Origin of the sequence: Rathayibacter sp. SW19, assembly GCF_030866825.1 — a bacterium.
GTDB lineage: Bacteria > Actinomycetota > Actinomycetes > Actinomycetales > Microbacteriaceae > Rathayibacter_A > Rathayibacter_A soli.
This window is the reverse complement of the sequence record NZ_CP133020.1, coordinates 1713561-1738124: the sequence shown is the minus strand read 5'-3', so window position 1 is coordinate 1738124 and position 24564 is coordinate 1713561. Positions and strand designations below refer to the sequence as shown.

Sequence of the window (24564 nt, the reverse complement as noted above, 5' to 3'; positions counted from 1 at the left end):
CGATCCGCCCCGATACCGTCGCAGCATGACCGAAACATTCGACCACATCGTCCGCATCGAAAGCCCGATCGGTCGGCTCGAACTGACCAGCGACGGCGCCCGACTGAACTCACTCACCATTGCGCGCGGTGGAGTGCTGCCTCACGACGACAGACCAGAGCGAAGCTCGCGCGTTCTGGAGCGCGCGCACCGACAACTTGACGGCTACTTCGAATGCACGCGGCGGTCATTCACCATCCCGTTGGCGTATGCCGGCACCCCTTTCCAGAGGCTGGTCTGGCAGAGAATCGCCGCCTTGCGGTGGGGAGAGCGCACCTCCTATCGAGAACTGGGCATTGATATCGGCAGACCCGAGGCGTGTCGGGCCATCGGCGGCGCGGTCGCGGCCAATCCGCTGCCGATCATCATCGGCTGCCACCGCGTCTTGTCCTCGACCGGGCGCGTCGTCGGCTACACCGGAGGAGAGGGCATCCCGACCAAACTCTGGCTGCTCGAGCATGAGGCCATCACGCTCGCCGCTTGAGCCCGGCCTCGCTGCATGGTGTCCGCCGCGACCATCCGGTCACATGCGGAAAGTGTGTTGTGGCAGCGTCGCTTCGCGAGAGGTCGGACCGGCGGCCGCTCACCTGGCGATCGCGCCGACGCTTGAGTGACAATCGTCATTGCACGTGCCCGACCGCAGGCAATAGACGACAGGTGTCACACAATCGGGCGATCGCACTCAGCCGCATAGGGGATGCAGTCTGGGAACGCGATCACGCCGGTCCGACAAACGTGGGGCACTGACGCATGACCTCTGGAGTCACACCGGCCCCGGTTTCAGCTCGGATGTCCTCCGCTCACTCCGCACGACGAATAACTGCTCAGTATTGACCGAACTATTCTGAGCTTAGCTCAGTTTCCCATGATGCCGCTGCTAGGTAAACGATGCGTTCCGAATTACCCCCGCAATTGGGGGCGAGCCGTCTCACACGATCAAGCACAACTCGTCGAGCTCTCCCGGACCCTTGCCGACTCCGGGTTCGAGCCGGAAGCCGTGCTGCGCTGCACATGCCACCAGGTGCTCGACGGATTCGAACTCGACACCGGCTTGCGCGAGAACACGCACCAAAGCGCCCTTCGCGTGCTTATTGAAGTGGTTCAGCGCGCGCCGCCGCCCGGTGCCGTCTGTGGTGACCACGCGCAGGAACGCCGCGGTGGCGCGTCGTGGTGCTGGCCCGAGTCGGGCATACGCCTCGCTGCGCGCGTCCAGAATCAGGCCGGTCTCCGCTGCGAGCGCGGATGCGATCGATTCCGCCCAGTGCGACTTCAGCCGGATGCCGGGCAGCCGCGAGTCATGAGACATCCGGTATGCCGGGATGGCGTCGAGCGCGCCGACCGGTCCGAGCAACGCCGAATGCACGACGACATTGCGCCCGAGGTAGGCGCGCGCTTCGCTGGGCAGCGTCTGAGCATCGAGTGCGTCGAACAACACGCCTGTGTAGCGATCGACGGCGGGCCGGGTGCGCGATCGGGTGACCGACCGGTTGTGCTCGACCTCGCCGTGTTGGGTCGGTCCGAGCGAGAGTGCCGCGATCGACGCCTCCCTGTCGCGAGCGAGTTCACGAAGCGCCCGCACGGTCGTTCTGCGCAGACGATTCAGTTGACCGTAGCGCAACTGCCGATAGTCAAGTTTGGACCCCTCCGTGCCACCGTCGCGCTTGGTCTCGGACGGTGGGAGCAGGATCAGCACCGCGTCACGTCAGCGGTCGAGGAAGGCGAGTGCCGCTGCCACGTTCTGCCCGAGCGGATCCACGGTGTCCAGAGTGATGCGCGGCAGCGAAGCGGCAGCACCCTTCCACTCCTGATAGTCCTCAAGGCTCTGTTCGACCGCGCGGCGAGACTCCTCCTGCAGCTGCGGCAGGCGCTGGATGCGCTTCTCGAGTCTGCGACGATGCAGTCCTTCGTCTGAACACACCACCTCGATCACACGGAGCGCAACATCGGCGCGCGCCGCTAGTTCGCGCCATTGCAGCCGGGCGGGTTCAACAGCGTTGACGGCATCGACGACGACCGTACGCCCCGACATCAGCACCTGTTCGGCGAGCGTGCCTGCCACGAGATACGCGGCCAATCCGGTCGGTTGGTCTGGATCGATGCCTGCCTGCAGGATGCTGGACTCGATCGGGTCGACGGAGACGATCGTGGCGTTCAATCTGGCACCGATCACCTCGGCGATGGTCGTCTTGCCCGCGGCCGGCAGACCGGCCATCGCGACGAGTATCGGGATGCTGACATCTCCGAATTGACGTTCCATCGCCGTAGCCAGTGCCATGCTTCTAGACCAGTTCCGCCCGACCTGCGACGACCGTCACGGAATCGTTCTCCACAGACAGAAATCCGTCAGAGGCGTCTGCCGTGATCTTCTCGCCGCCGGGCAATGTGACACGCACTTCGCCGTGCGCGAGAATCGCCAGAAGTGGTTCGTGGCCGGCCAGGATACCGATTTCGCCCTCGACGGTTTTTGCCACCACCATCGTCGCGTCGCCCGACCACACCTCGTGGTCGGCCGACACAACACTCACATTCAGCGGCGCCGCCATGCTTACCCGTTCTCCTTCTGGATCTGAGCCCACTTCTCTTCGACGTCGGAAATCGCACCGACGTTGAAGAAGGCCTGCTCAGAAACATGGTCGAACTCGCCGCGAGCGATCGCATCGAACGACTCGACCGTGTCTTTCAGTGGCACGGTTGAGCCCTCCACTCCGGTGAACTTCTTCGCCATGTAGGTGTTCTGCGACAGGAACTGCTGAATGCGACGTGCGCGCTGCACGGTGATCTTGTCTTCTTCTGACAGCTCATCGACACCGAGGATCGCGATGATCTCCTGCAGTTCCTTGTTCTTCTGCAAGATTTGCTTGACAGTTGTCGCGACACGGTAGTGGTCCGCGCCGAGGTACCGCGGGTCGAGGATGCGGCTGGTCGAGGTCAGCGGGTCCACGGCAGGGTACAGGCCTTGCGAGGCGATCTCGCGCGAAAGTTCGGTTGTCGCATCAAGGTGAGCGAACGTGGTCGCGGGGGCCGGGTCGGTGTAGTCGTCGGCCGGCACGTAAATCGCCTGCAGCGAGGTGATGGAGTGGCCGCGAGTCGAGGTGATGCGCTCCTGGAGCACGCCCATTTCGTCGGCGAGGTTGGGCTGGTAGCCCACCGCAGACGGCATGCGACCGAGCAGGGTTGACACCTCGGAACCCGCCTGAGTGAACCGGAAGATGTTGTCGATGAACAACAGCACGTCCTGATTCTGCACATCGCGGAAATACTCGGCCATGGTCAGTGCACTCAGCGCGACCCGCAGACGCGTTCCCGGCGGCTCGTCCATCTGGCCGAACACGAGTGCCGTCTTGTCGAAGACCCCTGCCTCCTCCATTTCATGGATGAGGTCGTTGCCCTCACGGGTGCGCTCGCCCACTCCGGCAAACACAGAGACACCACCGTGGTTCTGCGCGACGCGCTGGATCATCTCCTGGATGAGCACGGTCTTGCCGACGCCGGCGCCGCCGAACAGGCCGATCTTGCCGCCCTGTACGTATGGCGTCAGCAGGTCGATCACCTTGATGCCTGTCTCGAACAGCTGCGTTTTCGACTCGAGCTGATCGAATGCCGGCGGCTTGCGGTGGATTGGCCAACGCTCGGTGATCTCGATCGTCTCTCCGGGCACGCCGTTCAGGATCTCGCCTGTGACATTGAAGACCTTGCCCTTGGTGACGTCGCCGACCGGCACCGTGATCGGGCTTCCGGTGTCGCGCACTTCCTGACCGCGCACGAGTCCGTCGGTCGGCTTCAGTGCGATGGCGCGCACCAGGTCGTCACCAAGGTGCTGCGCGACCTCGAGCGTGATCTCGTGCGCCTCTTCCTCGTCTCCGGTGAAGTTGATCGTGGTCTTCAGCGCGTTGTAAATTCCGGGAATCGCATCGTGCGGGAACTCGATGTCGACGACGGGGCCCGTGACGCGGGCAATCCGGCCGACTGAGCCGCCGGCCTGCTTCCTCGCACCCTCGGCCGGGTCGGTGGCGGTCGGCGCGCTTGCGGTCGGTGTCATGTCTTGTTCTCTCTCTGCATACCTGAACAGAATGCGGGTCTCATACGTAACGTTACTTAGTGGAGGACGCCAGCGCGTCGGCTCCACCGACGATCTCGGAGATCTGCTGAGTGATCTCGGACTGGCGGGCGTTGTTCGCCAGACGCGTGTAGTTGGTGATCAGCTTGTCGGCATTATCGCTCGCGGACTTCATCGCCTTCTGTGTGGCGGCGTGTTTGGCTGCAGCAGATTGCAGCATCGCATTGAAGATGCGGCTTTCGATGTAGACAGGGAGCAGCGCGTCGAGCACCGTTTCCGCTTCAGGCTCGAACTCATAGAGCGGGAGGGCGGCACCGGCCTCCGGTTCCTCAACGCCTTCGACTACCTCAAGGGGCAGAAGACGCACGACCTCCGGAGTTTGCGTGAGCATGCTGATGAAGCGGTTGTAGACGATGTGGATCTCATCCACCCCGCCCTGGTCCGTCGGCTGCAAGAAGCGGGCCACGACCTCGGCACTGATCTCTTTGGCGACTTCGAACTGCGGATTGTCCGTGCCACCGACCCAGTAACGCTCGATGGCGCGCTTGCGGAAGTTGAAATATGCCACCGACTTGCGGCCGACCAGATAGTGCACGACGTCTTTGCCCTGAGCGTGCAGCCGGGCCGTCAATTCACCGGCCTCGCGCAGCACATTCGTGTTGAAGGCACCGGCCAACCCGCGGTCCGACGCGAAGATGACCACGGCGGCTCGATCGATTCTCTCCGGCTCCGTGGTCAAAACATGGTCGATGTTCGAGTACGTCGCGACCGCTGAGACGGCTCGAGTGACGGCACGCGCGTACGGCGTCGACGCGGCGACACGGGCCTGGGCTTTCTGAATCCGGGATGCGGAGATCAGCTCCATGGCACGAGTGATCTTCTTAGTCGTCTGGGCAGACTTGATCTTCTGCCGGTAGACGCGAAGTTGCGCTCCCATGTCTCTTCTGCCTTTCTGCTAGTGCTGGCTCAGCCTGCTCGTTCTCGATCAGCGCTTCTGGCGAACGATCTGCTCCTGGGCGATGTCCTCTGGCGCGATCTCCTCGAAGTGCTCGGAACCGGGTGCGATCAACGGCTTGCCTTCTCCTGTCTGGAATTCGAGCTTGAACGCGTCGACCTCCTTGTCCAGCGCGGCGACGGTGTCGTTGTCGAGCACGTTCGTGTCACGCAGCGTGTCGAGGATTTTCGTGTTGCGACGCAGGTGGTCGAGCAGTTCGCTCTCGAAGCGCAGGATGTCCTCCACCGGCACCTCATCGAGTTTGCCGTTCGTGCCGGCCCAGATCGAGACGACCTGATCCTCGACAGGGTACGGGTCGTACTGCGGCTGCTTAAGCAGCTCGGTCAGACGAGCTCCGCGCGCCAGCTGGCGACGACTGGCCGGGTCAAGGTCCGAAGCGAACATCGCGAATGCTTCGAGTGCCCGGTACTGGGCCAACTCGAGCTTGAGCGTACCGGAGACCTTCTTGATGCTCTTGACCTGTGCGTCGCCACCAACACGTGACACCGAGATGCCGACGTCGACAGCGGGCCGCTGGTTGGCATTGAACAGATCGGACTGCAAGAAGATCTGACCGTCTGTGATCGAGATGACGTTCGTCGGAATATACGCGGACACGTCGTTCGCCTTGGTCTCGATGATCGGCAGTCCCGTCATCGATCCTGCGCCGAGCTCGTCGGAGAGCTTCGCACAACGTTCGAGCAATCGGGAGTGCAGATAGAAGACATCCCCGGGGTAGGCCTCGCGTCCCGGTGGGCGGCGCAGCAGCAGCGAAACCGCGCGGTACGCCTCCGCCTGCTTCGACAGGTCGTCGAAGACGATGAGCACGTGCTTGCCGCCGTACATCCAGTGCTGGCCGATGGCGCTGCCTGTATACGGTGCCAGGTACTTGAACCCGGCCGGATCCGACGCGGGGGCGGCGACGATAGTGGTGTACTCCATCGCGCCTGCGTCTTCGAGCGCACCCTTGACCGACGCGATCGTCGAACCCTTTTGGCCGATCGCCACGTAGATGCAGCGCACCTGCTTGTTCGAGTCGCCCGACTCCCAGTTGGCCTTCTGGTTGATGATCGTGTCGATCGCCAGTGCCGTCTTGCCGGTCTGCCGGTCACCGATGATCAACTGCCTCTGGCCGCGGCCGATCGGGATCATCGCGTCGATCGCCTTGATGCCGGTCTGCAGCGGTTCGTGCACACTCTTGCGCTGCATGACGCCGGGCGCCTGCAGCTCCAGAGCCCGGCGACCCTCCGACGCGATCTCCCCAAGGCCGTCGATCGGTGCGCCGAGCGGGTCGACGACGCGACCGAGATACGCATCCCCGACCGAGACGGAGAGAACCTCGCCGGTGCGGGTGACCTCGAGGCCTTCGACGATGCCGGTGAACTCGCCGAGCACGATGACGCCGACCTCGTTCTCATCCAGGTTCTGGGCGAGTCCGAGCGTGCCGTCCGCGAAGCGGATGAGCTCGTTGGCCATGACGCCGGGCAGACCTTCGACGTGGGCGATGCCGTCCGCAGCATCGATGACGTGGCCGACCTCGGTCGCACTCGCCTTGTTCGGCTCATACGACGTAACGAAAGCCTTCAGCGCATCCCGGATCTCCTCGGGGCTGATGGTGAGTTCTGCCATGTTTGTTCCCTATCTGTGTGGGACGATGTCGTCCCGAACGTCTCTCAAAGAATCCGAAACTCTTCGGGCTAACCCGCGAGTTGAAGCTTTACGTCGTTGATGCGTGTGGCAATGCTGCTGTCGATCACGTCGTTGCCGATCTGCACGCGCAACCCGCCGATCAGAGCGGGGTCAATGACCTCGTTGATGCGCAGTTCTCTGTCGTATTGCACGGAAAGCCCGGCAATGAGCCGATCACGCTGATTCGCGCTGAGTGGTCGCGCACTGGTGACCGTTGCAATCGACAGTCCGGACTGGTCCGCGATGATCGCTGCCGTCTGTCGCAGTGCGATCCGGATGCTTCGCCCGCGCGGCTGCGACACGAGCTGCCGGACGAGCGCGATGGTCTGCTCCGACGCCTTGCCCTGCAGCAAGCGCTGAACCAACTCAGCCTTTGAATCAGGCGACGCCAACTTACTGCGCAGTGCCAGTTCCAGTTCGGCATTGCCGGTGACCGTGTGGCCGAACGCGAGCAGTTCGTCGTCCAGCGGCACCTGCGCCGGAGTGGACTGGGCGATCGCGCGGATGCCGATCTCCTCGATGCCGGCCAGTAGGTCATTCTGGTTCGACCAGCGGTGCGTGGCAATCGCCGAAAGCAACGAGAGAGTCTGGGCGGAGACATGTGCACCGAAAACGCGCGCGAGCACATCCGCTTTCGCATCGTTACCGGCCGACGGGTCCGCAAGCAGGGCACGCAATTGCGCTGACTCGCCGAGCACGCGCTCCGCCGCGAAGAGTTCGCGAGCGGTTGCCAGATCGGCCCCGCTGCCGAGCGACGCTAGCGCCTGCCGCGAGGCTGCCAATGCTTGGACTGTCGCACTTCCCATTAGGTGGTCGATCCTGCCTTACGCGCATCGTCGGCCTGAAGCTCTGCAAGGAATCGGTCGACGATCCCCGCCGCCGTCTTGTCGTTCTCCAGGCTCTCGCCGATCACGCCGGATGCGAGGTCCAGTGCGAGAGAACCGACTTCGTTGCGCAGCGAGATGGCCGCAGCGTGGCGCTCCGCCTCGATCTGTGAGTGCGCAGATGCCGTGATGCGAGCGGCTTCAGCAGATGCCTGGTCCTTTTGCTCTTCGAGAATTCGCTTGCCGTCTTCACGAGCCTGGTCGCGGATTCCTGCAGCTTCGCTCCGGGCGTCCGCGAGCTGTGCGGTGTACTGCTCGAGCAACGCTTCCGCTTCATGCTGAGCCGCTCCGGCTTTCTCGATGTTTCCTTCGATCGCTGCCGAACGTTCGTCGAGCATCTTCTGCATCCGAGGAAGCACGAGCCTCCAGAAGAAAATGAGAATGATGATGAAGCAGACTGCTGACCAGACCAGGTCACTTCCCGCCGGGACCAGCGGGTTGGGAGACGCTTCGGCCACCACAACGAGCCCTGTGTGAAGCATCATGCCTCCTTAATCGCTACGTCGTGAATGGTTGTCAGGCTGTCATGAAGAAGTACGTCGCGATACCGATGAACGCAAGCGCCTCGGTGAATGCGATACCGATGTACATCAGAACCTGCAGCCGGCCTGCGAGTTCGGGTTGCCTGGCGACGGACTCGACGGTCTTGCCGACCACGATGCCGATACCGATACCGGGGCCGATCGCGGCAAGGCCGTAACCGACCGTACCGATGTTTCCACTGATCGCAGCGATAACGCTGGTGTCCACGTTGGTTTCCTTCCGTGATGGTGAGTCGAGCGGGCGCCCGACTCGGTTAGTGCTCTTCAGCCAGCGCGAGCTGGATGTAGACGGTTGTGAGCAGGGCAAAGATGTAGGCCTGCAGCAAGATGATCAACAGTTCGAACACGGTGAAGGCGAATCCGAAGGCGAAAGTGCCGATTGCGAACAGCTTGAAAATCCCCGGCGATTCCAGCAGGAACCAGGTGGTGCCCGTGAAGAACAGCACGAGCAGGAGGTGGCCGACGATCATGTTCATCATGAGTCGAAGGGTGAGCGTGAATGGTCGTACCAGGAACGTGGAAATGAATTCGATCGGTGTGATCAAGAGATACAACGGCTTGGGCACACCGGCAGGGAACAGTGAGTTGCGGAAGAAATTGCCCGGACTCTTCTTGACGCCGGCGTAGATGAACGCCACGTAGGCGATGAGGGCAAGCAATGCCGGCACACCGATGACGGAAGTTCCTGCGACGTTCAACCCCGGGATGACGCCCGTGACGTTCATCGCGAAGACCATGAAGAAGACGGCGGTGATCAATGGCAGAAAACGGCGGCCGTCTTTCTTGCCAAGCAGATCCTCCGCAATGCTGACCCGAACGAAGTCGAGGGCCATTTCGATCAGGTTCTGCCCTCGGCCCGGCACGAGTTTGAGACGACGGGTGCCCAACCAGAAGACCAAGACGAGCGCGACCAGCGCAATGAAACGAACCAGGATGATCCTGTTGATCTCAAATGCTGTTCCCTGAAACAGAAAGACCGGCGGAAAAAACTCGTCGATAGAGGGCCCTACGAAGGGCGGGACGTCAGTGGCAGTCTGAACAAGCAGGTGCACAGCGTTAGCTAACAGCGCTATCTCCTGATTTTGATGCGAGCATTCACAGCCCGGCAGAGGAACATGAAAGGATTCTGAAACGCCTCGCGGACCCACGAAAAATCGCGGCACAAGGCGGTTAACCTAAGCGCTACCTTACTAGAAAACCGCTCTCACCACGAATCGAGATCGCCTGCTATTCGCGCTCAGGGCTGGTCTTCTCCCTGTGTTTCCTGCGTCGGTTGCGGCAGGGTGACATCGCTCGCGTATGGCACTCTGCTGCGCGCGACGACGACCACATCGACCACCAGGGATCCGACCACTCCGGCAACAATGCTGATGAAAAGGATCAGCGGATTCACCCATGGCTGCCCCTTCAGTGCGATCGACAGCACGATGAAAACCACGAACTTGATCAGCCAGGAGCCGAGCACGATCCCGAAGAACGCGCCAACGAACAGGTCTGTGCCGGTGAAGCGGTTCGCAAGCAGGATGCTTGCGGCAGTGATGCCGGTGAAGACCAGGGCCATGGCGGTGCCGATCAGCGCGCCGACCACACCCGGACCGCCCGCAACGATGGCTCCGATGACGCCCATCACGACCGCGATCGCCAGCGCCAGGAGGGCGCCGTACTTCAAAGCCCGTTTGAGCACCGGATTCGACGTTGGTACCGTGCGCGAATTCGGGGCGGGCTGCGAGGGTGTCGTGCTGGTCATCGTGCGTCCTTGTTCACTGTGTTCACTGTGGGCTGAAGCGGTGGCTGCTCACGCGCGGGCTCGCCTGCGAGGGCGGCATCGCCCGCGGTGGCCGGCGGCAGACCGGTCTTCTTCCGACCGAGCGGTGCGAGCGTGATCGCCGTGCACACGATCAAACCGACGGCGAGGAACCCGATTGGGATCCAGATCTGACGCGCCACGAAGAAGAGCAAGCAGCCGATCGAGATGACAGCAGTCCAGCCGTAGAAGATGAGCACGGCGTGCAGGTGCGAATGCCCCATGTCGAGCAGTCGGTGGTGCAGGTGTTTACGGTCAGCGCTGAACGGGGATTTGCCCGCCTGCAGCCGGCGCACAACGGCCAGCCCGAAGTCCAGCAGCGGAATCACCAGGATGGCGAACGGAAGGATGATCGGGATGAAGGTCGGAAGCAGGTTCGAGCGCCCGAGCCCCTCAATGGCGGTCGTGTTCAGCTGCCCGGTCACGGCGATCGCGCTGGTCGCCATCAGCAGACCGACGAGCATTGCGCCGGTGTCACCCATGAACATCTTCGCCGGGTGCCAGTTCAACGGCAGGAATCCTGCGCACGCTCCAACCAGGATCACGGCGATGACGGAGGCGAGGCTGAAATAGTTCGACGGGCTTGTCCGCACGGTGAGCAAATAGCTGTAGAGAAAGAACACACCGTTGGCGATGAGCGCGACGCCGGCGACCAGTCCGTCGAGCCCGTCGATGAAATTGATGGCGTTCATCACCAGGACAATCGCGATCACCGTCATCGCGACGCTCATCCAAGGCGAACCGACCGTCATGCCGCCGATCGGCAGCGAGTAGATCTGCACGCCGAGCCAGGCGACCAGTCCAGCTGCGACGAACTGCCCTGCGAGCTTGGTCATCCAGTCGAGATCCCACAGATCGTCGGCGATCCCGACGAGCACGATCAACAGCGCGGCTCCGAGGATGGCGAAGACCGGCGCGGGGTCTGCGAACACGACCCCGACGACCGAGATGCGAGACGAAGCGAGATAAGCGATGCCGAACGCCACGACGATGCCGAGGAACATCGCAACACCGCCCAGCCGCGGTGTCGGCCGCGTGTGCACGTCACGCGATCGGATCGCGGGATACAGCTTGAACCGCAGCGCCAGCTTGTAGACCACCACCGAGAACCCGAAGGTCACGATGGCGGTTGCCAGTGCGAGCAGAACCAGGAAGGTCACGTCGCGGACGCACCCTCGTCTTCGAGCACGTCACCGACGACGTCACGCAATTGCCCATCCGAGATGACACCGTGCCGAAGAATACGCAGGCCGCCCGTTCCCGCGGCCAGCTGCGTCGCGTCGACGATGGTGGACGCCTCGTGCGCGAAATCGCCGTCCGGATCAACCATTCCGACACTGCCGCCGTCCAGATAGACAGCAACCGAATCGCCGAGCATGCGTTCGGCATCCTGTGCGGTGTGTGCAGCCGGTTCGCCGGTGAGATTCGCCGACGAAACGGCCAATGGGCCGGTCTCGGCAAGCAGTTCCAACGCGATCGTGCTACTCGGCATCCGCAACGCGACCGTGCCATGAGTCTCGCCGAGATCCCACGCAAGCGACGGCTGCGCTGGCAGCACCACAGTCAATCCGCCCGGCCAGTAGGCAGCCACCAACGCCCGAACTTCATCAGGAATCTCTGTGGCCAGGGCATCCAACGTGGGAAGGCCCGGGATGAGCACCGGCGGCGGCGACTGACGGCTGCGCCCCTTCGCCGCCAACAGCCGTGCGACGGCCGTCGCGGTGAAAGCATCTGCGGCGAGACCGTACACGGTATCGGTCGGGATGACGATGAGTTCGCCTCGCCCGATGGCGGCGCGCGCCAATCTGGTGCCGGTGAGAAGTTCGGTGTTGACGGAGCAGTCGTAAAGTGTGGGCATGTCGGCACAATGATAGTTGAGGCTGCTCAGGCGATACTGGACGCGATGAACCTCTACTTCTTCGATTGTGATGACACGCTCTACGATTACGACTTCCGCAAGCGGCTGCCCGCCCTGGCCCGACTGACAGGGGCTAGCGAGTATCACCTCGCATCGACCTGGTGGGCCGGTGGCCACGAACGCGCTGCAGAGGCAGGCGTGTACACAACCAGCGAGGAATATCTGAAAGCCTTTCGCCTGGTGACAGGGGCAAAGCTCAGCCTCGACCAGTGGCGGCGTTCCCGAGCCAGCGCGATGACCGCGATCCCAGGCAGCATCGCCGCACTCCGCTGGGCCGCGGGCCACGGAACAACCTCGCTGTTATCCAACAACCCGATCCCGTTCTACGACTGCCTGCCGGAATTGGCACCGGAGGCGCACGCGCTGTTCCAGGGTAACGATCTGATCTCGGCGATCCTCGGCGCTCGCAAACCGGAGCGTCGCATCTACACACGGGCCCTCGGCCGCTTCGGGGTCCGGGCGGACGACGCTATCCTGATCGACGATTCTGCCGCGAATGTGCAGGGCGCCATCGACACAGGCATGCACGGCTATCAACTGCGTCGCACCGACCACGGCTACGACACCGCCGGCCTGCAGGCCGCGCTCGAGGCGTTCGCCGCTCGCTGATCGAGCCGGCGCCCCGCCGCCTCACCCCGCCGCATCACCCCGACACCGTTCAAAACGACGGTGATTTTCTGCGCAACACTGAGCCAATTGAGCCGTGACCGGCGCGTCGCCAGTTTTCTCCGTCGTTTTGATGCGCACCCCAACGGCACGAAAAGGTCTTGACGCATCTGCTGTCACTGTGTATGGTCTACACATTGTGTAATACATACACATAATGTACGAGCTAAACAGATTCAACGGAGGAGACCATGACTGCAACGCGACCGATGATCGCCGTGCACGGGCTGAAGAAGCGCTACGGAACGATGAAAGTGCTCGACGGGATCGACCTGAACGTGGAGACCGGCAACATTTTCGCGCTGCTCGGCCCCAACGGAGCAGGCAAGACGACGACCGTGAACATTCTGACGACCCTGATCAAGCCGGATGCCGGCACCGTGCACGTCGACGGAATCGACGTGCTCCGCAATCCGCGGGCGGCACGCGGGGTGATCAGTCTGACCGGCCAGTACGCATCCGTCGACGAGTTCCAGACGGGTGAGGAGAACCTCGCGATGATGGCCCGGCTCGCGCATCTCGGCGGCCGAGTCGGCCGCGCCCGCACGCGCGAGTTGCTCGAGCAGTTCGATCTGGTCGCAGCCGCACACCGGCCGGCTCGCACCTACTCGGGCGGAATGCGGCGCAGGCTCGACCTGGCCATCAGCCTGATCGCGCGCCCGCCCGTCGTTTTCCTGGACGAGCCGACCACCGGGCTCGACCCACGCAGCCGGACGCAGATGTGGGCGGTCGTGCGCGAACTCGCGGATGCAGGGACCACCGTCCTCTTGACCACGCAGTATCTCGAGGAAGCCGACCGGCTGGCCGACATGATCGCCGTTATCGATGGCGGCACGGTGATCGCCGGCGGCACGGCGAGCGAGCTGAAGAGTCGCGTGAGCGGCGAGCACATCGAGCTCGCTTTCGAGGATCAGCGCAGTTTCGACACCGCGACCTCACTCGCGCTGCCGCGGGCAGTCGCAGACACCGAAACCCTGAGCATCCGTGTTCCGACGACGGGGCCCGTCGCCACGATCCGCGATCTGCTCGCCACTGCGGATGCCCGTGCCCTTGCGGTCGCGAACATCGCGATCATCAAGCCAACACTTGACGACGTGTTCCTGGCGTTGACCGGGCACGTGACATCCGCCGCGGACGCAGCGCGTGAAGCGGATGCGTCAATCGAACAGAACCAGACCGAACAGAACCAGACCGAACAGAACCAGGAGGTCGCAGCATGAGCGCGCCGATCATGAATGCGCCAGCCACGAAATCCCCGGCCATGAAAACTCCGGCCACGAACGCACCAAACATGTGGAACGCAGCGCCCCGGCCGCTGCGACGTGGCCGTGCCGACACGCTCACCGACATTTCGGCGATGGTCGGGCGGGAGTTGCGTAGAACCCTGCGCAGTGTTGACGGGCTGATCACCGCGTTCGCGATCCCGGTCTCGATCATGCTCGTGTTCGTCGTCATCTTCGGAGGTGCGATCCAACAGGATGGCGGTTACGTCAACTACGTCGTGCCCGGCACGCTCATCCTGTGCCTGGGCTTCGGTTCGGCGGCCACCGCGGTCTCCGTGGCCCAAGACATGAAGAGCGGCACGATCGACCGGTTCAAGACGCTGCCGATTTTCGGCTCATCCGTGTTGTTCGGCCACGTGATCGCCAGTGTCGTGCGCAATCTCGCCGCGATCGTGCCGGTCATCGGCGTCGCACTGCTGCTCGGCTGGCGGCCGGCCGCGGATCTCGGCGGCTGGACCCAGGCGATCGCCTTTGCCGTCTTGGTCATTCTGGCCTTCACCTGGCTGGCGTGCGCTGCGGGGCTTGTGCTCAGCGTTGATGCTGCGGCGAGCATCAACTTCGTGTTCCTTTTCCTGCCGTACGTCTCAAGCGGGTTCGTTCCGGTCGACACCATGCCGACCTGGCTGCACGGCTTCGCGGATCACCAACCGTATACGCCGATCATCGAGACACTGCGCGACGTGCTGACCGGCACCAGCCCGGATGCCGGCGTCATCTGGCCTGCGCTGGCGTGGCTGACCGGCATCCTGGTGGTCGGCTACGCCGCCGCGGCGTGGCTGTACCGCACGCGCGTCGCGAAGTAGGTGGCGCAGGCACCCCGCGTGAGGGCGGACACGGCAACCGGTCGTGTCCGCCCGGGCGGTTCACGACCCCTACCAGGTGCGCCCGAACGGTCGCACTAGACTGACTGCTCGTATCGACCTGCTCGCACCGAACGTGACGTCGAGCGGCCCGCCAAAGGAGACCAGATGGGCGAGATCCCCGACAATGCGCTCCCCCATGCCATAGCCCTCTCGTGGGGTGTCGCGGAGTCGCCGCAGCGCGGGCCGAAGCGAGAGATGAGCATCGAGCGCATCGTCGAGACCGCGATCGAGATCGCCGACGCAGACGGGCTGAGCGCCGTCTCGATGAGCCGGGTTGCCACCTCGCTCGGTTACACCACGATGTCGCTGTATCGCTATGTCACCGGTAAGGACGATCTGCTGCTGCTGATGCAGGATGCCGTTGCCGGCTTCGAAATGCCGCCCGCGGGACGCGGCGACGACTGGCGCGCGCAGTTGCGCGAGTGGACGCTCGCCAGCCTCAGCGCGCTCCGGAACCACCCGTGGTTCGTGGAGATCCCGATCTCGGGCGTGCCGATGACACCGAACCAGTTGCGCACCGTCGACTCAGGACTGCGCGCGTTGGCGACGACCGCGCTTTCCGACCAGGAGAAAATGGCCACGATTCTGCTTGTCAGCGGGTACGCGCGCACAGTCGGCGGCATCGAGCACGATATCAACTCGGCCGTGGGAGCAGTGGCAGATCACGGAACCGTATCCGGGGTGCCCTTTGCAGCGGCGCTGGGCGAACTGGTCACGGAGGAACGTTTCCCCTACCTGCGACCGGTGATCATCTCGGGCGGATACACCGACGACTCATTCGACGACTTCGCGTTCGGGCTCGAGCGGCTGCTCGACGGCGTGCAGCACTTTTTGGAGACGCGCAGCTTGGAGACGCGCAGCTTGGACACACGCAGCTTGGATACCCGCAGCCCCGCCTCACGCGCGAGCGGGACCACCGACGCCGACCACGCGCCCGAATACGACGAAGCGCGCGAGCGCGGCGAGGTGTATGCGAAAGATCCGGCCGTGCGGGAGATCGCCAAGAAGCGTCGCGAGGCGGAGGTGCGGTTGCGTGACCTGCAAAAGCGTGAGCGGGAGGCCGTGGCGAAAGCGCGCGAACGTGCCGCGAAACTGGCGGAGAAGGCAGCGAACAAGCGCGTCTGAGTACGCCTGGCTCAGCGCAGTGCCGTCGTCGCCCGATCGCGTGTCGTGAGGTCGGGATGCGTGGCCGCGGCGCGCCATCCGTCTGCGGTGAGCAGTTCACGGATCGCCGCCCCCTGCAACTCGCCGTGCTCGATCACGAGGGTTCCCCCCGGGTGAAGCAGACGCAGTGCGGTCTGCGAGACGCTGTGAACGACATCGAGGCCGTCTGCGCCGCCGTACAGCGCATGCGCGGGGTCGAACAGCCGCACCTCGGGGTCGCGAGGGATCGCGTCCGTCGGCACGTACGGCGGGTTGGAGATGACGACAGACACGCGCCCGTCGAGCTCGGGCAGGGCATCCGCAAGGTCGGCGAGTACTGCCGTCGCATTTCCGCGACCGATATGGCGGAAGTTGCGGATCGTCCACTCGAAAGCCTGCGGTGAATTCTCGACGCCATACACGCGCGCGTGCGGCACCTCGAGCGCCAGCGATAGGGCGATGGCACCGCTGCCCGTGCCGAGGTCGACGGCGATCGGCTCGGCACCGGCGGTAGCCTTGAGGGCATCGATGGCGAATTGCGCCACCAGCTCCGTTTCAGGCCTTGGCACGAACACGCCGGGCCCGACGGCCAGCTCGATCGACCGGAACGCCGCGCGGCCGGTGATGTGCTGCAGCGGCTCGCGCGCTGCGCGTCGCGCCACCAATTTGAGAACGGATGCCGCCTCGGCGGCCGGCAACGCCGCATCCGTCATCGCAAGCGCCTGAATGCGCCCCCGACTGGCATTCAGAACGTGCCCGATCAGCAGCTCGGCATCCACGCTCGGGTTGGGCACACCTGCTTGCGTCAAAACCGCCACGGCGTGCGTGAGTGCGGCGCTGACGGTGGAACCCTGAGCGTCGAGATCGGTCATCAGGTTGCTGCGCTTTCTCGGGGCCGGAATAAAGGCGGTTGGAACGGGTTCTCTTCGGTGGAGCGTTTCCTTGGTGGAGCGGGGATATGACTGAGCGCAGTGCGTAACACGACGCCGGTAGCCGCCCGTCAAGAATATGCTGAAGACTCAGGCCCACCGAATGCCGCCCAGTGAAAGGTTGCACCATGACTGCACACGTGTACTCGAACATCACTGAGGTCGTAGGGCGCACTCCACTCGTGCGACTGAACCGGGTTGTCGGCGACGCGGGTGGCACTGTGTTGGCGAAGCTCGAGTTCTACAACCCTGCTGCAAGCGTCAAGGACCGTATCGGCGTTGCAATCGTCGACGCCGCGGAAGCCGCAGGTGCGCTGAAACCGGGCGGCACGATCGTGGAGTCGACCAGCGGCAACACCGGAATCGCGCTTGCCATGACGGCGGCGGCGCGCGGCTACAAGGCGATCCTCACCATGCCGGCCTCCGCCAGCGTCGAGCGTCGCGCCGTGCTGCGCGCGTATGGCGCCGAGCTTGTTCTGACGCCGCCCGAGGGCGGAATCCGCGTCGCGATCGAGAGGGCGAAGGAGATCGTTGCCAGCACCGAGAACGCCGTGTGGGCTCAGCAGTTCGCAAACCCCGCGAACCCGGACATCCACTACGCCACCACGGGCCAGGAGATCTGGGACGACACTGACGGTGCCGTCGATATCTTCGTCGCGGGTGTCGGCACCGGCGGCACCGTCACCGGCGCGGGACGACTGCTCAAGGAACGCAACCCGAACGTGCAGGTCGTCGCGGTCGAGCCGGACACCTCGCGCGTTCTCGCTGGGTTACCGGCCGGACCGAATAAGATCCAAGGCATCGGCGCAGGATTCATTCCCGACGTGATGGATGTCAACCTCGTCGATGAGGTCTACCCTGTCAGTTTCGAGGAGTCCATCGCGATGGGCCGTGCGCTTGCGACCGACGAAGGCGTCCTCGGCGGCATCTCGGCCGGTGCGGCGGTGCACGCAGCGGTGCAGATCGCGAAGCGGCCAGAAAACGCGGGTAAGACGATCGTGGTGATCGTGCCCGACTTCGGCGAACGCTACCTGTCCACCGCGCTCTACGAGAACACGGTCGATTGAGCCAACGCCGTGAGCATTCTGTCACGACTGCGCGAAGACATCGCCAACGCGCGCGCGCATGACCCGGCCGCGCGCAGCAGTCCGGAAGTGTTCCTCGCCTACTCGGGGCTGCACGCCATCTGGGCATATCGTGTCGCCCACCGCTGGTGGCGTTCTCCCGGCCTACGACTGCCCTCACGCCTGCTCTCGCAGGTCATCCGCTTCCTGACCGGGGTCGAGATCCATCCCGGTGCGCAGATCGGCCGCCGATTCTTCATCGATCACGGTATGGGCGTCGTTGTCGGCGAGACCGCGATCATCGGCGATGACGTGATGCTCTACCACGGCGTAACGCTCGGCGGAAAGTCGCACGGCGCTGGCAAACGGCATCCGACGCTCGAGGACGGCGTCATGGTGGGCGCCGGCGCGCAGGTGCTCGGCGACATCCGGATCGGGGCTCGCAGCGTCATCGGCGCGAATTCGGTGGTTGTGCATTCCGCCCCTGCGGACTCTGTGATCGTCGGCATCCCTGGTGTTGCCCGCCCCCGCTCGAGCGCCCAGGCTCCCGCGCAACGCGTTGCCGCCCGCGACGAGGCCTGGCTCGACCCCGCCATCTACATCTGACGCAGCCGCACACCCACACCCACAAATTTTGCCGAGTGCGTCTATGTGGTCGTGATGAGCGCTCGAGAGCGGGCTGAAGCGACCACGTGGCCGCACTCAAGCAGCAGGCGGAGGCGCCTCGCGCGCCTTGGGCCGCACGGGTGCCGGGCCCGGGCCCGGGTGGGTGGAGAGTGTCAGGACTGGTCGCCGAGGTCGGCGAGTTGCGCCTCTTCGTCGGCGCGGATCGCGGACTCGATCACCGGGTCGAGTGCACCGTTCATCACCTGATCGAGGTTGTACGCCTTGTAGCCCGTGCGGTGGTCGGCGATCCGGTTCTCGGGAAAGTTGTAGGTGCGGATGCGCTCGGAGCGATCCATCGTGCGAATCTGGCTGTGCCGTGCATCGGATGCCGCAGCTGCCTGCTCTTCCTGCTGCCTCGCCAGGATGCGCGCGCGCAGCACCCGCATACCGGCCTCGCGGTTCTGCAGTTGGCTCTTCTCGTTCTGCATCGAAACGACGATTCCGGTCGGAAGGTGCGTGATCCGTACCGCCGAGTCGGTCGTGTTGACAGACTGGCCGCCAGGACCGCTCGAGCGATAGACGTCGATCTTGAGGTCGTTCTGGTTGATTTCGACTTCTTCGGGCTCGTCCACTTCTGGGAACACGAGCACGCCGGTGGTCGAGGTGTGGATGCGCCCTTGCGATTCGGTCACAGGAACGCGTTGCACGCGATGCACTCCGCCTTCGTACTTGAGGTGCGCCCAGACGCCTTGCGATGGGTCCGTGGCGTTCGACTTGATCGCCACTTGCACGTCTTTGTACCCGCCGAGGTCGCTCTCGGTGCGATCGAGCAGTTCCGTCTTCCAACCTTTGGACTCCGCGTAGTGCAGATACATCCGCAGCAGGTCGGCCGCGAAAAGAGCACTCTCCGCGCCACCCTCGCCACCTTTGATCTCCATGATCACGTCACGGCCGTCATCCGGATCGCGCGGAATCAGCAGGCGGCGCAGCTTCTCCTGCGCGCTCGCATACTGCTCTTCGAGCCCGGGGATCTCCTCGGCGAACGTGTCGTCTTCCTTGGCAAGTTCACGGGCCGCCGCCAGGTCGTCACCGAGCGCGTTCCACCCGTCGTATGCGGCCTTGATCTGACTGAGTTGCGCATACCGGCGGTTGATCTTCTTGGCGCGCGCGGCATCCGCATGAACGGCGGGGTCGGACAGCTGCACCTGCAACTGTTCGTGTTCCTCGAGCAGAACACTGACGGATTCGAACACGGGACGTACCTTACTGTGCGATTGATGTCGAAACGGACGAGTGATGGCGCCTGTGCACCATCACTCGTCCGATCGACTATCGCTCAGCGAGGGTGCGCCATGTGGAGCAGTCCAACATGCGGCTGCTCGGCCTGCGCATCGCTAACGGTGGTCGTTGTCGTGGCCGTGCGAGTGCGCTGTGCCGGCCGTTGTCTGCGGCATCGACTTCTGCACCTGCATCAGGAACTCGACGTTCGACGAGGTCTCTTTCAACCGGTTCAGCACGATTTCGAGGGCCTGCTGCTGGTCGAGTCCTGCAAGGGCGCGACGCAGCTTCCACGTGATCTTGACCTCATCTGCGCTCATCAGCATCTCTTCGCGGCGCGTGCCGGATGCGTTCACGTCGACCGCGGGGAAGATGCGCTTGTCGGCCAACTGGCGCGACAGCCGCAGTTCGCTGTTGCCGGTGCCCTTGAACTCTTCGAAGATGACGTCGTCCATCTTGGACCCGGTCTCCACCAGCGCAGATGCCAGGATCGTAAGCGACCCGCCGTGCTCGATGTTGCGAGCGGCGCCGAAGAACCGCTTCGGCGGGTAGAGTGCGGAGGCGTCGACACCGCCGGACAGGATGCGGCCGGATGCCGGTGCGGCCAGGTTGTATGCGCGGCCCAGTCGTGTGATGGAATCCAGTAGCACGACGACGTCGTGGCCCAGCTCGACCAGTCGCTTGGCGCGCTCGATCGCCAGCTCTGCGACCATCGTGTGGTCTTCCGCCGGCCGGTCGAACGTGGATGCGATGACCTCGCCCTTGACCGTGCGCTGCATGTCGGTGACCTCTTCAGGTCGCTCGTCCACAAGCACGACCATGAGGTGGACCTCAGGATTGTTCGTGGTGATCGCGTTGGCGATCTGCTGCATCACGATGGTTTTACCGGCCTTCGGCGGCGCCACGATGAGACCGCGCTGACCCTTGCCGATCGGTGCGACAAGGTCGATGATGCGCTGGGTCAGCTTGCCGGGCTCCGTCTCCAACCGCAGACGCTCCTGCGGGTACAGCGGAGTCAGCTTGCTGAACTCGATGCGATTGGCTGCCTCTTCAATGCTCTGACCATTGATCGAGTCGATCTTGACGATCGCGTTGTACTTCTGGCGCCCGGTGTTCTCACCTTCGCGAGGCTGACGGATCGCGCCGACGACGGCATCGCCCTTGCGCAGGTTGTATTTCTTCACCTGGCCGAGCGACACGTAGACATCGCTCGTGCCGGGCAGGTAACCGGTCGTGCGCACGAACGCGTAGTTGTCCAGAACGTCGAGGATTCCGGCGACCGGGATGAGCACGTCATCTTCCGTGATCTCCGGCTCCAACTCATCGCCTGCTGCGCTGCCGCGACGCTTGCGGTCGCGGTAACGATTGCGGCTGCTGCGGTCACCGTCGCGCTCGGTCTGCGCATCGTTTCGATCACTCTGCTGGTTCGAGCGGTTGCCCTGCTGGTTGCTGCCCTGCTGACCGCCGGACTGCTGGTCGCTCTGCTGGCCCGAGCGTTCTCCGCGCCCACGGTTGCGATTCTGGCCCTGCTGGTTGCCGCCTTGCTGGTTACTTGTCTGCTGGTTGCCCGACTGCTGGCCGCCAGCTTCTGGCTGCTCCGTTGCGGCCTGGTCGTTGTGCGTGCCCTGACCACTCTGCTCACGGTTCGTACTCTTGTTACGGTTGCGGTTGCGGTTGCGACCCTGACGGGGTTGCTCGGCCTGCTGCTCATCGGGCTGGGCGTCTGCGGCGGTCCTATCGGCCGCGGATGCGTCGGTTGCAGTAGCGCCGGATGCAGAAGTTTCGGACGCTGAGGTATCGGCCGCCGTGGTATCGGCCGCCGACGGATCGACAGCGGGCACCTCGGCCCTCTGAACCGATTCCGAGTCTGCGGCGATCGCAGTGACGCCGGTCTCGCCCGCGTTGACGTGACCTGCGGCCGGCACGGTGGCGGCAGCCGGAACGGCGTCCGCGCTGGTGGCACGGCGGGATCCGCGACGGCGGCCCGTTGTCGTTGGCGCTTCTTGGAGCGCTGCAACGCGCGGCCGCTCTGTGCCGCCCAAGTCGACCGAGGGGTGCGCGTCTCGGTCGGTCGAGAGGGTCTCGGATGCGGTGGAGCGACCGACTGCGCGCAATTCGGCTGCGAGCAAGTCAGCGACGATCGCGGCGGCCTGAGGCGCGCTTTGCGTAAACTCTGCTGCTGCGCGCTTTGCCTCAGCAGGCTCGGCTGCTGGGCGCTCTGCCACCGCGGGCTCTGCCGCGCTGTTCGAGCCGCGCGCCGCGGTGATTGCGTCGACGAGCTCGCCCTTGCGCAACTTCGCTACACCGGTGACGCCAAGTTGGCTGGCTAGGGCCTGCAGTTCGGCAACACGCAAATTCGACAGATCGGTATTCGGGTCCACACCGGCGGCATGGAGATTGACATTGGTCACTGAGAGGATTCCTTCCCTCCGGCGAGCGCATGAAAGCTTCGCCAGGAGTGCGTACCGCAGGGAACTGTTTGCCGACGCATGAATTCTGACTCACACACGACGGCCGCCAGCGAGAGACGCGGGCGCACAAACAGGTGCGGCACAAATAAGTTTCTAGAGGTTCACCCGGAAAGCAGATTCTCGCGTTGGGCGGTTTCCACCGGGTGCGTTGTCAGTCTAACACCATCCCTTGCCCGGCTTGCTCACACACGGACGGGCGCGTCCGGGGCATTCGCGGGCACTGCCGTGACGGTTGCGCCTTTGAAATCGACCGCCAGCATGAGCGCCTGCCACGGCGTTACTGCTTGCTTGGCAACCAGTTCTGCTGCGGCAAGCCGCTGTGCCGGATCGTTGCACAGCACGAGGATGGATGGTCCTGCGCCGGACACGACGGCCGCAAACCCGGAAGCGCGCAGCAGCGTGATCAGCCGATCCGTTTCGGGCATCGCAGAGGCGCGGTAGCTCTGGTGGAGCTTGTCCTCTGTCGCCGCCAGCAGGAGTTCGGGGCTCTGGATGAGAGCCGCGATCAGCAGGGCGGACCGCGAAACGTTGAACACAGCATCCTCGTGCGGCACCGATTGCGGTTGCAGGCTGCGAGCGAGTGCTGTTGACATCTCTGTTTCCGGCACGAACACCAACGGCGACACACCTCGGTGCGCCATCAACTTCTTGGCCTGTGGGCCGTTCTCGTCGACCCAGGCGATCGTCAATCCGCCGAAAAGCGCCGGGGCCACATTGTCGGGATGCCCCTCCATCTCCGTGGCGAGCGTCAAAAGCTCGTGGGAACTCATCGCGACGATCCCCTGAAGGAGCCCGCGGGCTGCCATGATGCCGGACACGATCGCCGCACCAGAAGACCCGAGGCCTCGCCCGTGTGGGATCACGTTGTGCGCAATGAGCTCGAGGCCGGGCAGTTCGAGGCCGTAGTGCGTGAAAGCGTGCGCAATCGCCTGTGCGACGAGGTTCGTCTCATCCGTCGGAACCTGGCCTTCGCCGATGCCGTGCACCTCGACGTGCACCCCTGGCTCCGCGCGAACGCTCACCTCGAGTTCGTCATACAGCGACAGTGCGAGTCCGAGTGTGTCAAAGCCAGGACCGAGATTGGCGGTGGTAGCGGGCACCTTCACTGTAACCCGCCGGCCGACCACTGCACCGGCAACGCGTTCGGTCACCGCATCCGCACCGAGCGCATCCGCACGGACCGCATCCGCACCGAGCGACGAGTCTTGCGCAACCGTCATGCGTCGGCCTCTGCGGCGCGGGCAACGGGGTCAAGCCCGACGACCGCAGCGACCGCTGCCGTGTCGGCTGCGACAACCTTTGGTTGCACATCACTGCCGTCCGCGCGGCGCAGCGCCCACTGCGGGTCTTTGAGCCCATGGCCGGTGACGGTGAGCACGACCGTCGAACCGGCGGGGATCACTCCGGCCGCGCTGCGCTCGAGCAGCCCGGCGACGCTGATCGCACTGGCCGGCTCAACGAAAATGCCAACCTCTGCCGCGAGCAGACGGTATGCCTCGAGGATCTTCGTGTCGTCGATCGCTCCGAAGTATCCGCCGGTCGCATCTCGGGCCGCAAGCGCCAGTTCCCACGACGCGGGGTTGCCGATCCGGATCGCGCTTGCGATCGTCTCGGGGTTCTTGACGGGCTGGCCAAGCACGATCGGAGCGCTGCCGGCTGCCTGGAAGCCGAGCATCCGCGGCAGCTTTGTCGTCGCACCGCGGTCGAGTTCCTCAGAGTAACCGCGGGTATACGCGGTGTAGTTGCCGGCATTGCCGACCGGAACGATGTGGATGTCCGGGGCATCCCCGAGCACCTCGACGATTTCGAAAGCCGCAGTCTTCTGGCCTTCGATGCGGTCCGGGTTCACCGAATTCACCAGGTGCACGCGGTAGTGCGCAGCCAGTTCCCTGGCGATGTCCAAGCAGTCGTCGAAGTTGCCCTGCACCTGGATCAGTTCAGCATCGTGCGCGATGGCTTGGCTGAGTTTGCCCATCGCGATCTTGCCCTCGGGCACGAGCACCACTGCCTTGATGCCGGCGTGGGCCGCATAGGCCGCCGCAGACGCAGACGTGTTTCCGGTGGACGCGCAAATGACCGCCTGCGCGCCATGCTCGATCGCCTTGGAGATCGCCATCGTCATGCCGCGGTCTTTGAATGACCCTGTCGGGTTCATGCCCTCGTACTTGATGTGGATGTTCGCGCCGGTTCGCTGCGAAAGTGCCGGCGCGGGAATGAGCGGTGTTCCCCCTTCGCCGAGCGTCACGATGGGGGTTGCGTCGGAGATATCCAGACGGTCCGCATACTCGCGCAGAACGCCCTTCCACTGCCTGTTCACGATCTTGTCCGACAAAC

General features: G+C 64.0%; 25 protein-coding genes. 7 read left to right on the top strand and 18 right to left on the bottom strand.

The window, feature by feature from the left end:
* Window positions 1–25 precede the first annotated feature (25 nt).
* Entirely contained in the window at window positions 26–523 is a 498-nt protein-coding gene (locus QU604_RS07900; protein WP_308468258.1) for a methylated-DNA--[protein]-cysteine S-methyltransferase, read from the top strand.
* A gap of 444 nt (window positions 524–967) precedes the next feature.
* On the opposite strand, the gene QU604_RS07895 is transcribed toward QU604_RS07900, so the two are convergent.
* The 13 genes from QU604_RS07895 to QU604_RS07835 form a co-directional block, all read right to left on the bottom strand.
* Entirely contained in the window at window positions 968–1732 is a 765-nt protein-coding gene (locus QU604_RS07895) for a YaaA family protein (protein WP_308468257.1), read from the bottom strand.
* A 9-nt stretch (window positions 1733–1741) separates the two neighbouring features.
* The gene (locus QU604_RS07890) at window positions 1742–2314 is read right to left on the bottom strand and encodes a P-loop nucleotide/nucleoside kinase family protein (RefSeq protein ID WP_308468256.1); all 573 of its coding nucleotides are present in this window, start codon (window positions 2312–2314) and stop codon (window positions 1742–1744) included.
* A gap of 4 nt (window positions 2315–2318) precedes the next feature.
* Window positions 2319–2582 (bottom strand): F0F1 ATP synthase subunit epsilon, encoded by a 264-nt coding sequence (locus tag QU604_RS07885; RefSeq protein WP_308468255.1) that lies wholly within the window; start codon window positions 2580–2582, stop codon window positions 2319–2321.
* A gap of 2 nt (window positions 2583–2584) precedes the next feature.
* The gene (atpD, locus tag QU604_RS07880; protein WP_308468254.1) at window positions 2585–4078 is read right to left on the bottom strand and encodes a F0F1 ATP synthase subunit beta; all 1494 of its coding nucleotides are present in this window, start codon (window positions 4076–4078) and stop codon (window positions 2585–2587) included.
* A gap of 52 nt (window positions 4079–4130) precedes the next feature.
* Window positions 4131–5033 (bottom strand): F0F1 ATP synthase subunit gamma, encoded by a 903-nt coding sequence (locus QU604_RS07875; protein WP_308468252.1) that lies wholly within the window; start codon window positions 5031–5033, stop codon window positions 4131–4133.
* Between the two features lie 48 nt (window positions 5034–5081).
* Window positions 5082–6719, bottom strand: a complete 1638-nt coding sequence (atpA, locus tag QU604_RS07870; RefSeq protein ID WP_308468251.1) for a F0F1 ATP synthase subunit alpha — start codon at window positions 6717–6719, stop codon at window positions 5082–5084.
* 68 nt (window positions 6720–6787) lie between these two features.
* Entirely contained in the window at window positions 6788–7585 is a 798-nt protein-coding gene (locus QU604_RS07865; protein WP_308468250.1) for a F0F1 ATP synthase subunit delta, read from the bottom strand.
* Window positions 7585–8145, bottom strand: a complete 561-nt coding sequence (locus tag QU604_RS07860; RefSeq protein ID WP_308468873.1) for a F0F1 ATP synthase subunit B — start codon at window positions 8143–8145, stop codon at window positions 7585–7587. Before QU604_RS07860 ends, QU604_RS07865 begins: the two co-directional genes overlap by 1 nt.
* Before the next feature lie 34 nt (window positions 8146–8179).
* Window positions 8180–8413, bottom strand: a complete 234-nt coding sequence (gene atpE / locus QU604_RS07855) for an ATP synthase F0 subunit C (protein ID WP_308468249.1) — start codon at window positions 8411–8413, stop codon at window positions 8180–8182.
* A 46-nt stretch (window positions 8414–8459) separates the two neighbouring features.
* Window positions 8460–9257, bottom strand: coding sequence for a F0F1 ATP synthase subunit A (atpB, locus tag QU604_RS07850; RefSeq protein ID WP_308468248.1), 798 nt, complete (start codon window positions 9255–9257; stop codon window positions 8460–8462).
* 185 nt (window positions 9258–9442) lie between these two features.
* Complete coding sequence (locus QU604_RS07845; protein ID WP_308468247.1) at window positions 9443–9952, bottom strand: Cg1360 family ATP-synthase-associated protein; 510 nt, start codon at window positions 9950–9952, stop codon at window positions 9443–9445.
* Window positions 9949–11169: an MraY family glycosyltransferase gene (locus tag QU604_RS07840; protein WP_308468246.1), complete on the bottom strand. Its 1221-nt coding sequence runs from the start codon at window positions 11167–11169 to the stop codon at window positions 9949–9951. The genes QU604_RS07845 and QU604_RS07840 overlap by 4 nt, the downstream gene beginning before the upstream one ends.
* A complete protein-coding gene (locus QU604_RS07835) occupies window positions 11166–11867 on the bottom strand; it encodes an L-threonylcarbamoyladenylate synthase (RefSeq protein WP_308468245.1) in 702 nt (233 codons plus the stop codon). The genes QU604_RS07840 and QU604_RS07835 overlap by 4 nt, the downstream gene beginning before the upstream one ends.
* A gap of 45 nt (window positions 11868–11912) precedes the next feature.
* Here QU604_RS07835 and QU604_RS07830 point away from each other — a divergent pair, with 45 nt between their 5' ends.
* From QU604_RS07830 to QU604_RS07815, 4 genes are all read left to right on the top strand, one after another.
* A complete protein-coding gene (locus QU604_RS07830) occupies window positions 11913–12536 on the top strand; it encodes an HAD-IA family hydrolase (protein WP_308468244.1) in 624 nt (207 codons plus the stop codon).
* A 248-nt stretch (window positions 12537–12784) separates the two neighbouring features.
* Window positions 12785–13813 (top strand): efflux ABC transporter ATPase subunit, DrrA-related, encoded by a 1029-nt coding sequence (locus tag QU604_RS07825; protein WP_308468243.1) that lies wholly within the window; start codon window positions 12785–12787, stop codon window positions 13811–13813.
* The gene (locus tag QU604_RS07820; protein ID WP_308468242.1) at window positions 13810–14679 is read left to right on the top strand and encodes an ABC transporter permease; all 870 of its coding nucleotides are present in this window, start codon (window positions 13810–13812) and stop codon (window positions 14677–14679) included. Before QU604_RS07825 ends, QU604_RS07820 begins: the two co-directional genes overlap by 4 nt.
* 165 nt (window positions 14680–14844) lie before the next feature.
* Entirely contained in the window at window positions 14845–15864 is a 1020-nt protein-coding gene (locus QU604_RS07815; RefSeq protein ID WP_308468241.1) for a TetR/AcrR family transcriptional regulator, read from the top strand.
* Window positions 15865–15875: 11 nt separating this feature from the next.
* On the opposite strand, the gene prmC is transcribed toward QU604_RS07815, so the two are convergent.
* A complete protein-coding gene (gene prmC / locus QU604_RS07810; protein ID WP_308468240.1) occupies window positions 15876–16754 on the bottom strand; it encodes a peptide chain release factor N(5)-glutamine methyltransferase in 879 nt (292 codons plus the stop codon).
* Window positions 16755–16939: 185 nt separating this feature from the next.
* Between prmC and cysK the strand changes: the two genes are divergently transcribed.
* Window positions 16940–17878, top strand: coding sequence for a cysteine synthase A (cysK, locus tag QU604_RS07805; protein ID WP_308468239.1), 939 nt, complete (start codon window positions 16940–16942; stop codon window positions 17876–17878).
* A 9-nt stretch (window positions 17879–17887) separates the two neighbouring features.
* On the top strand, window positions 17888–18481 hold the full coding sequence (gene epsC / locus QU604_RS07800; protein WP_308468238.1) for a serine O-acetyltransferase EpsC: 594 nt from the start codon (window positions 17888–17890) through the stop codon (window positions 18479–18481).
* A gap of 173 nt (window positions 18482–18654) precedes the next feature.
* Here the strand turns inward: epsC and prfA are convergent, their stop codons facing one another.
* From prfA to thrC, 4 genes are all read right to left on the bottom strand, one after another.
* Window positions 18655–19734, bottom strand: a complete 1080-nt coding sequence (gene prfA, locus QU604_RS07795; RefSeq protein ID WP_308468237.1) for a peptide chain release factor 1 — start codon at window positions 19732–19734, stop codon at window positions 18655–18657.
* A 141-nt stretch (window positions 19735–19875) separates the two neighbouring features.
* A complete protein-coding gene (gene rho, locus QU604_RS07790) occupies window positions 19876–22170 on the bottom strand; it encodes a transcription termination factor Rho (RefSeq protein WP_308468236.1) in 2295 nt (764 codons plus the stop codon).
* A gap of 242 nt (window positions 22171–22412) precedes the next feature.
* Complete coding sequence (thrB, locus tag QU604_RS07785) at window positions 22413–23450, bottom strand: homoserine kinase (protein WP_308468235.1); 1038 nt, start codon at window positions 23448–23450, stop codon at window positions 22413–22415.
* The gene (gene thrC, locus QU604_RS07780) at window positions 23447–24562 is read right to left on the bottom strand and encodes a threonine synthase (RefSeq protein WP_409350008.1); all 1116 of its coding nucleotides are present in this window, start codon (window positions 24560–24562) and stop codon (window positions 23447–23449) included. Before thrC ends, thrB begins: the two co-directional genes overlap by 4 nt.
* Window positions 24563–24564: the final 2 nt, after the last annotated feature.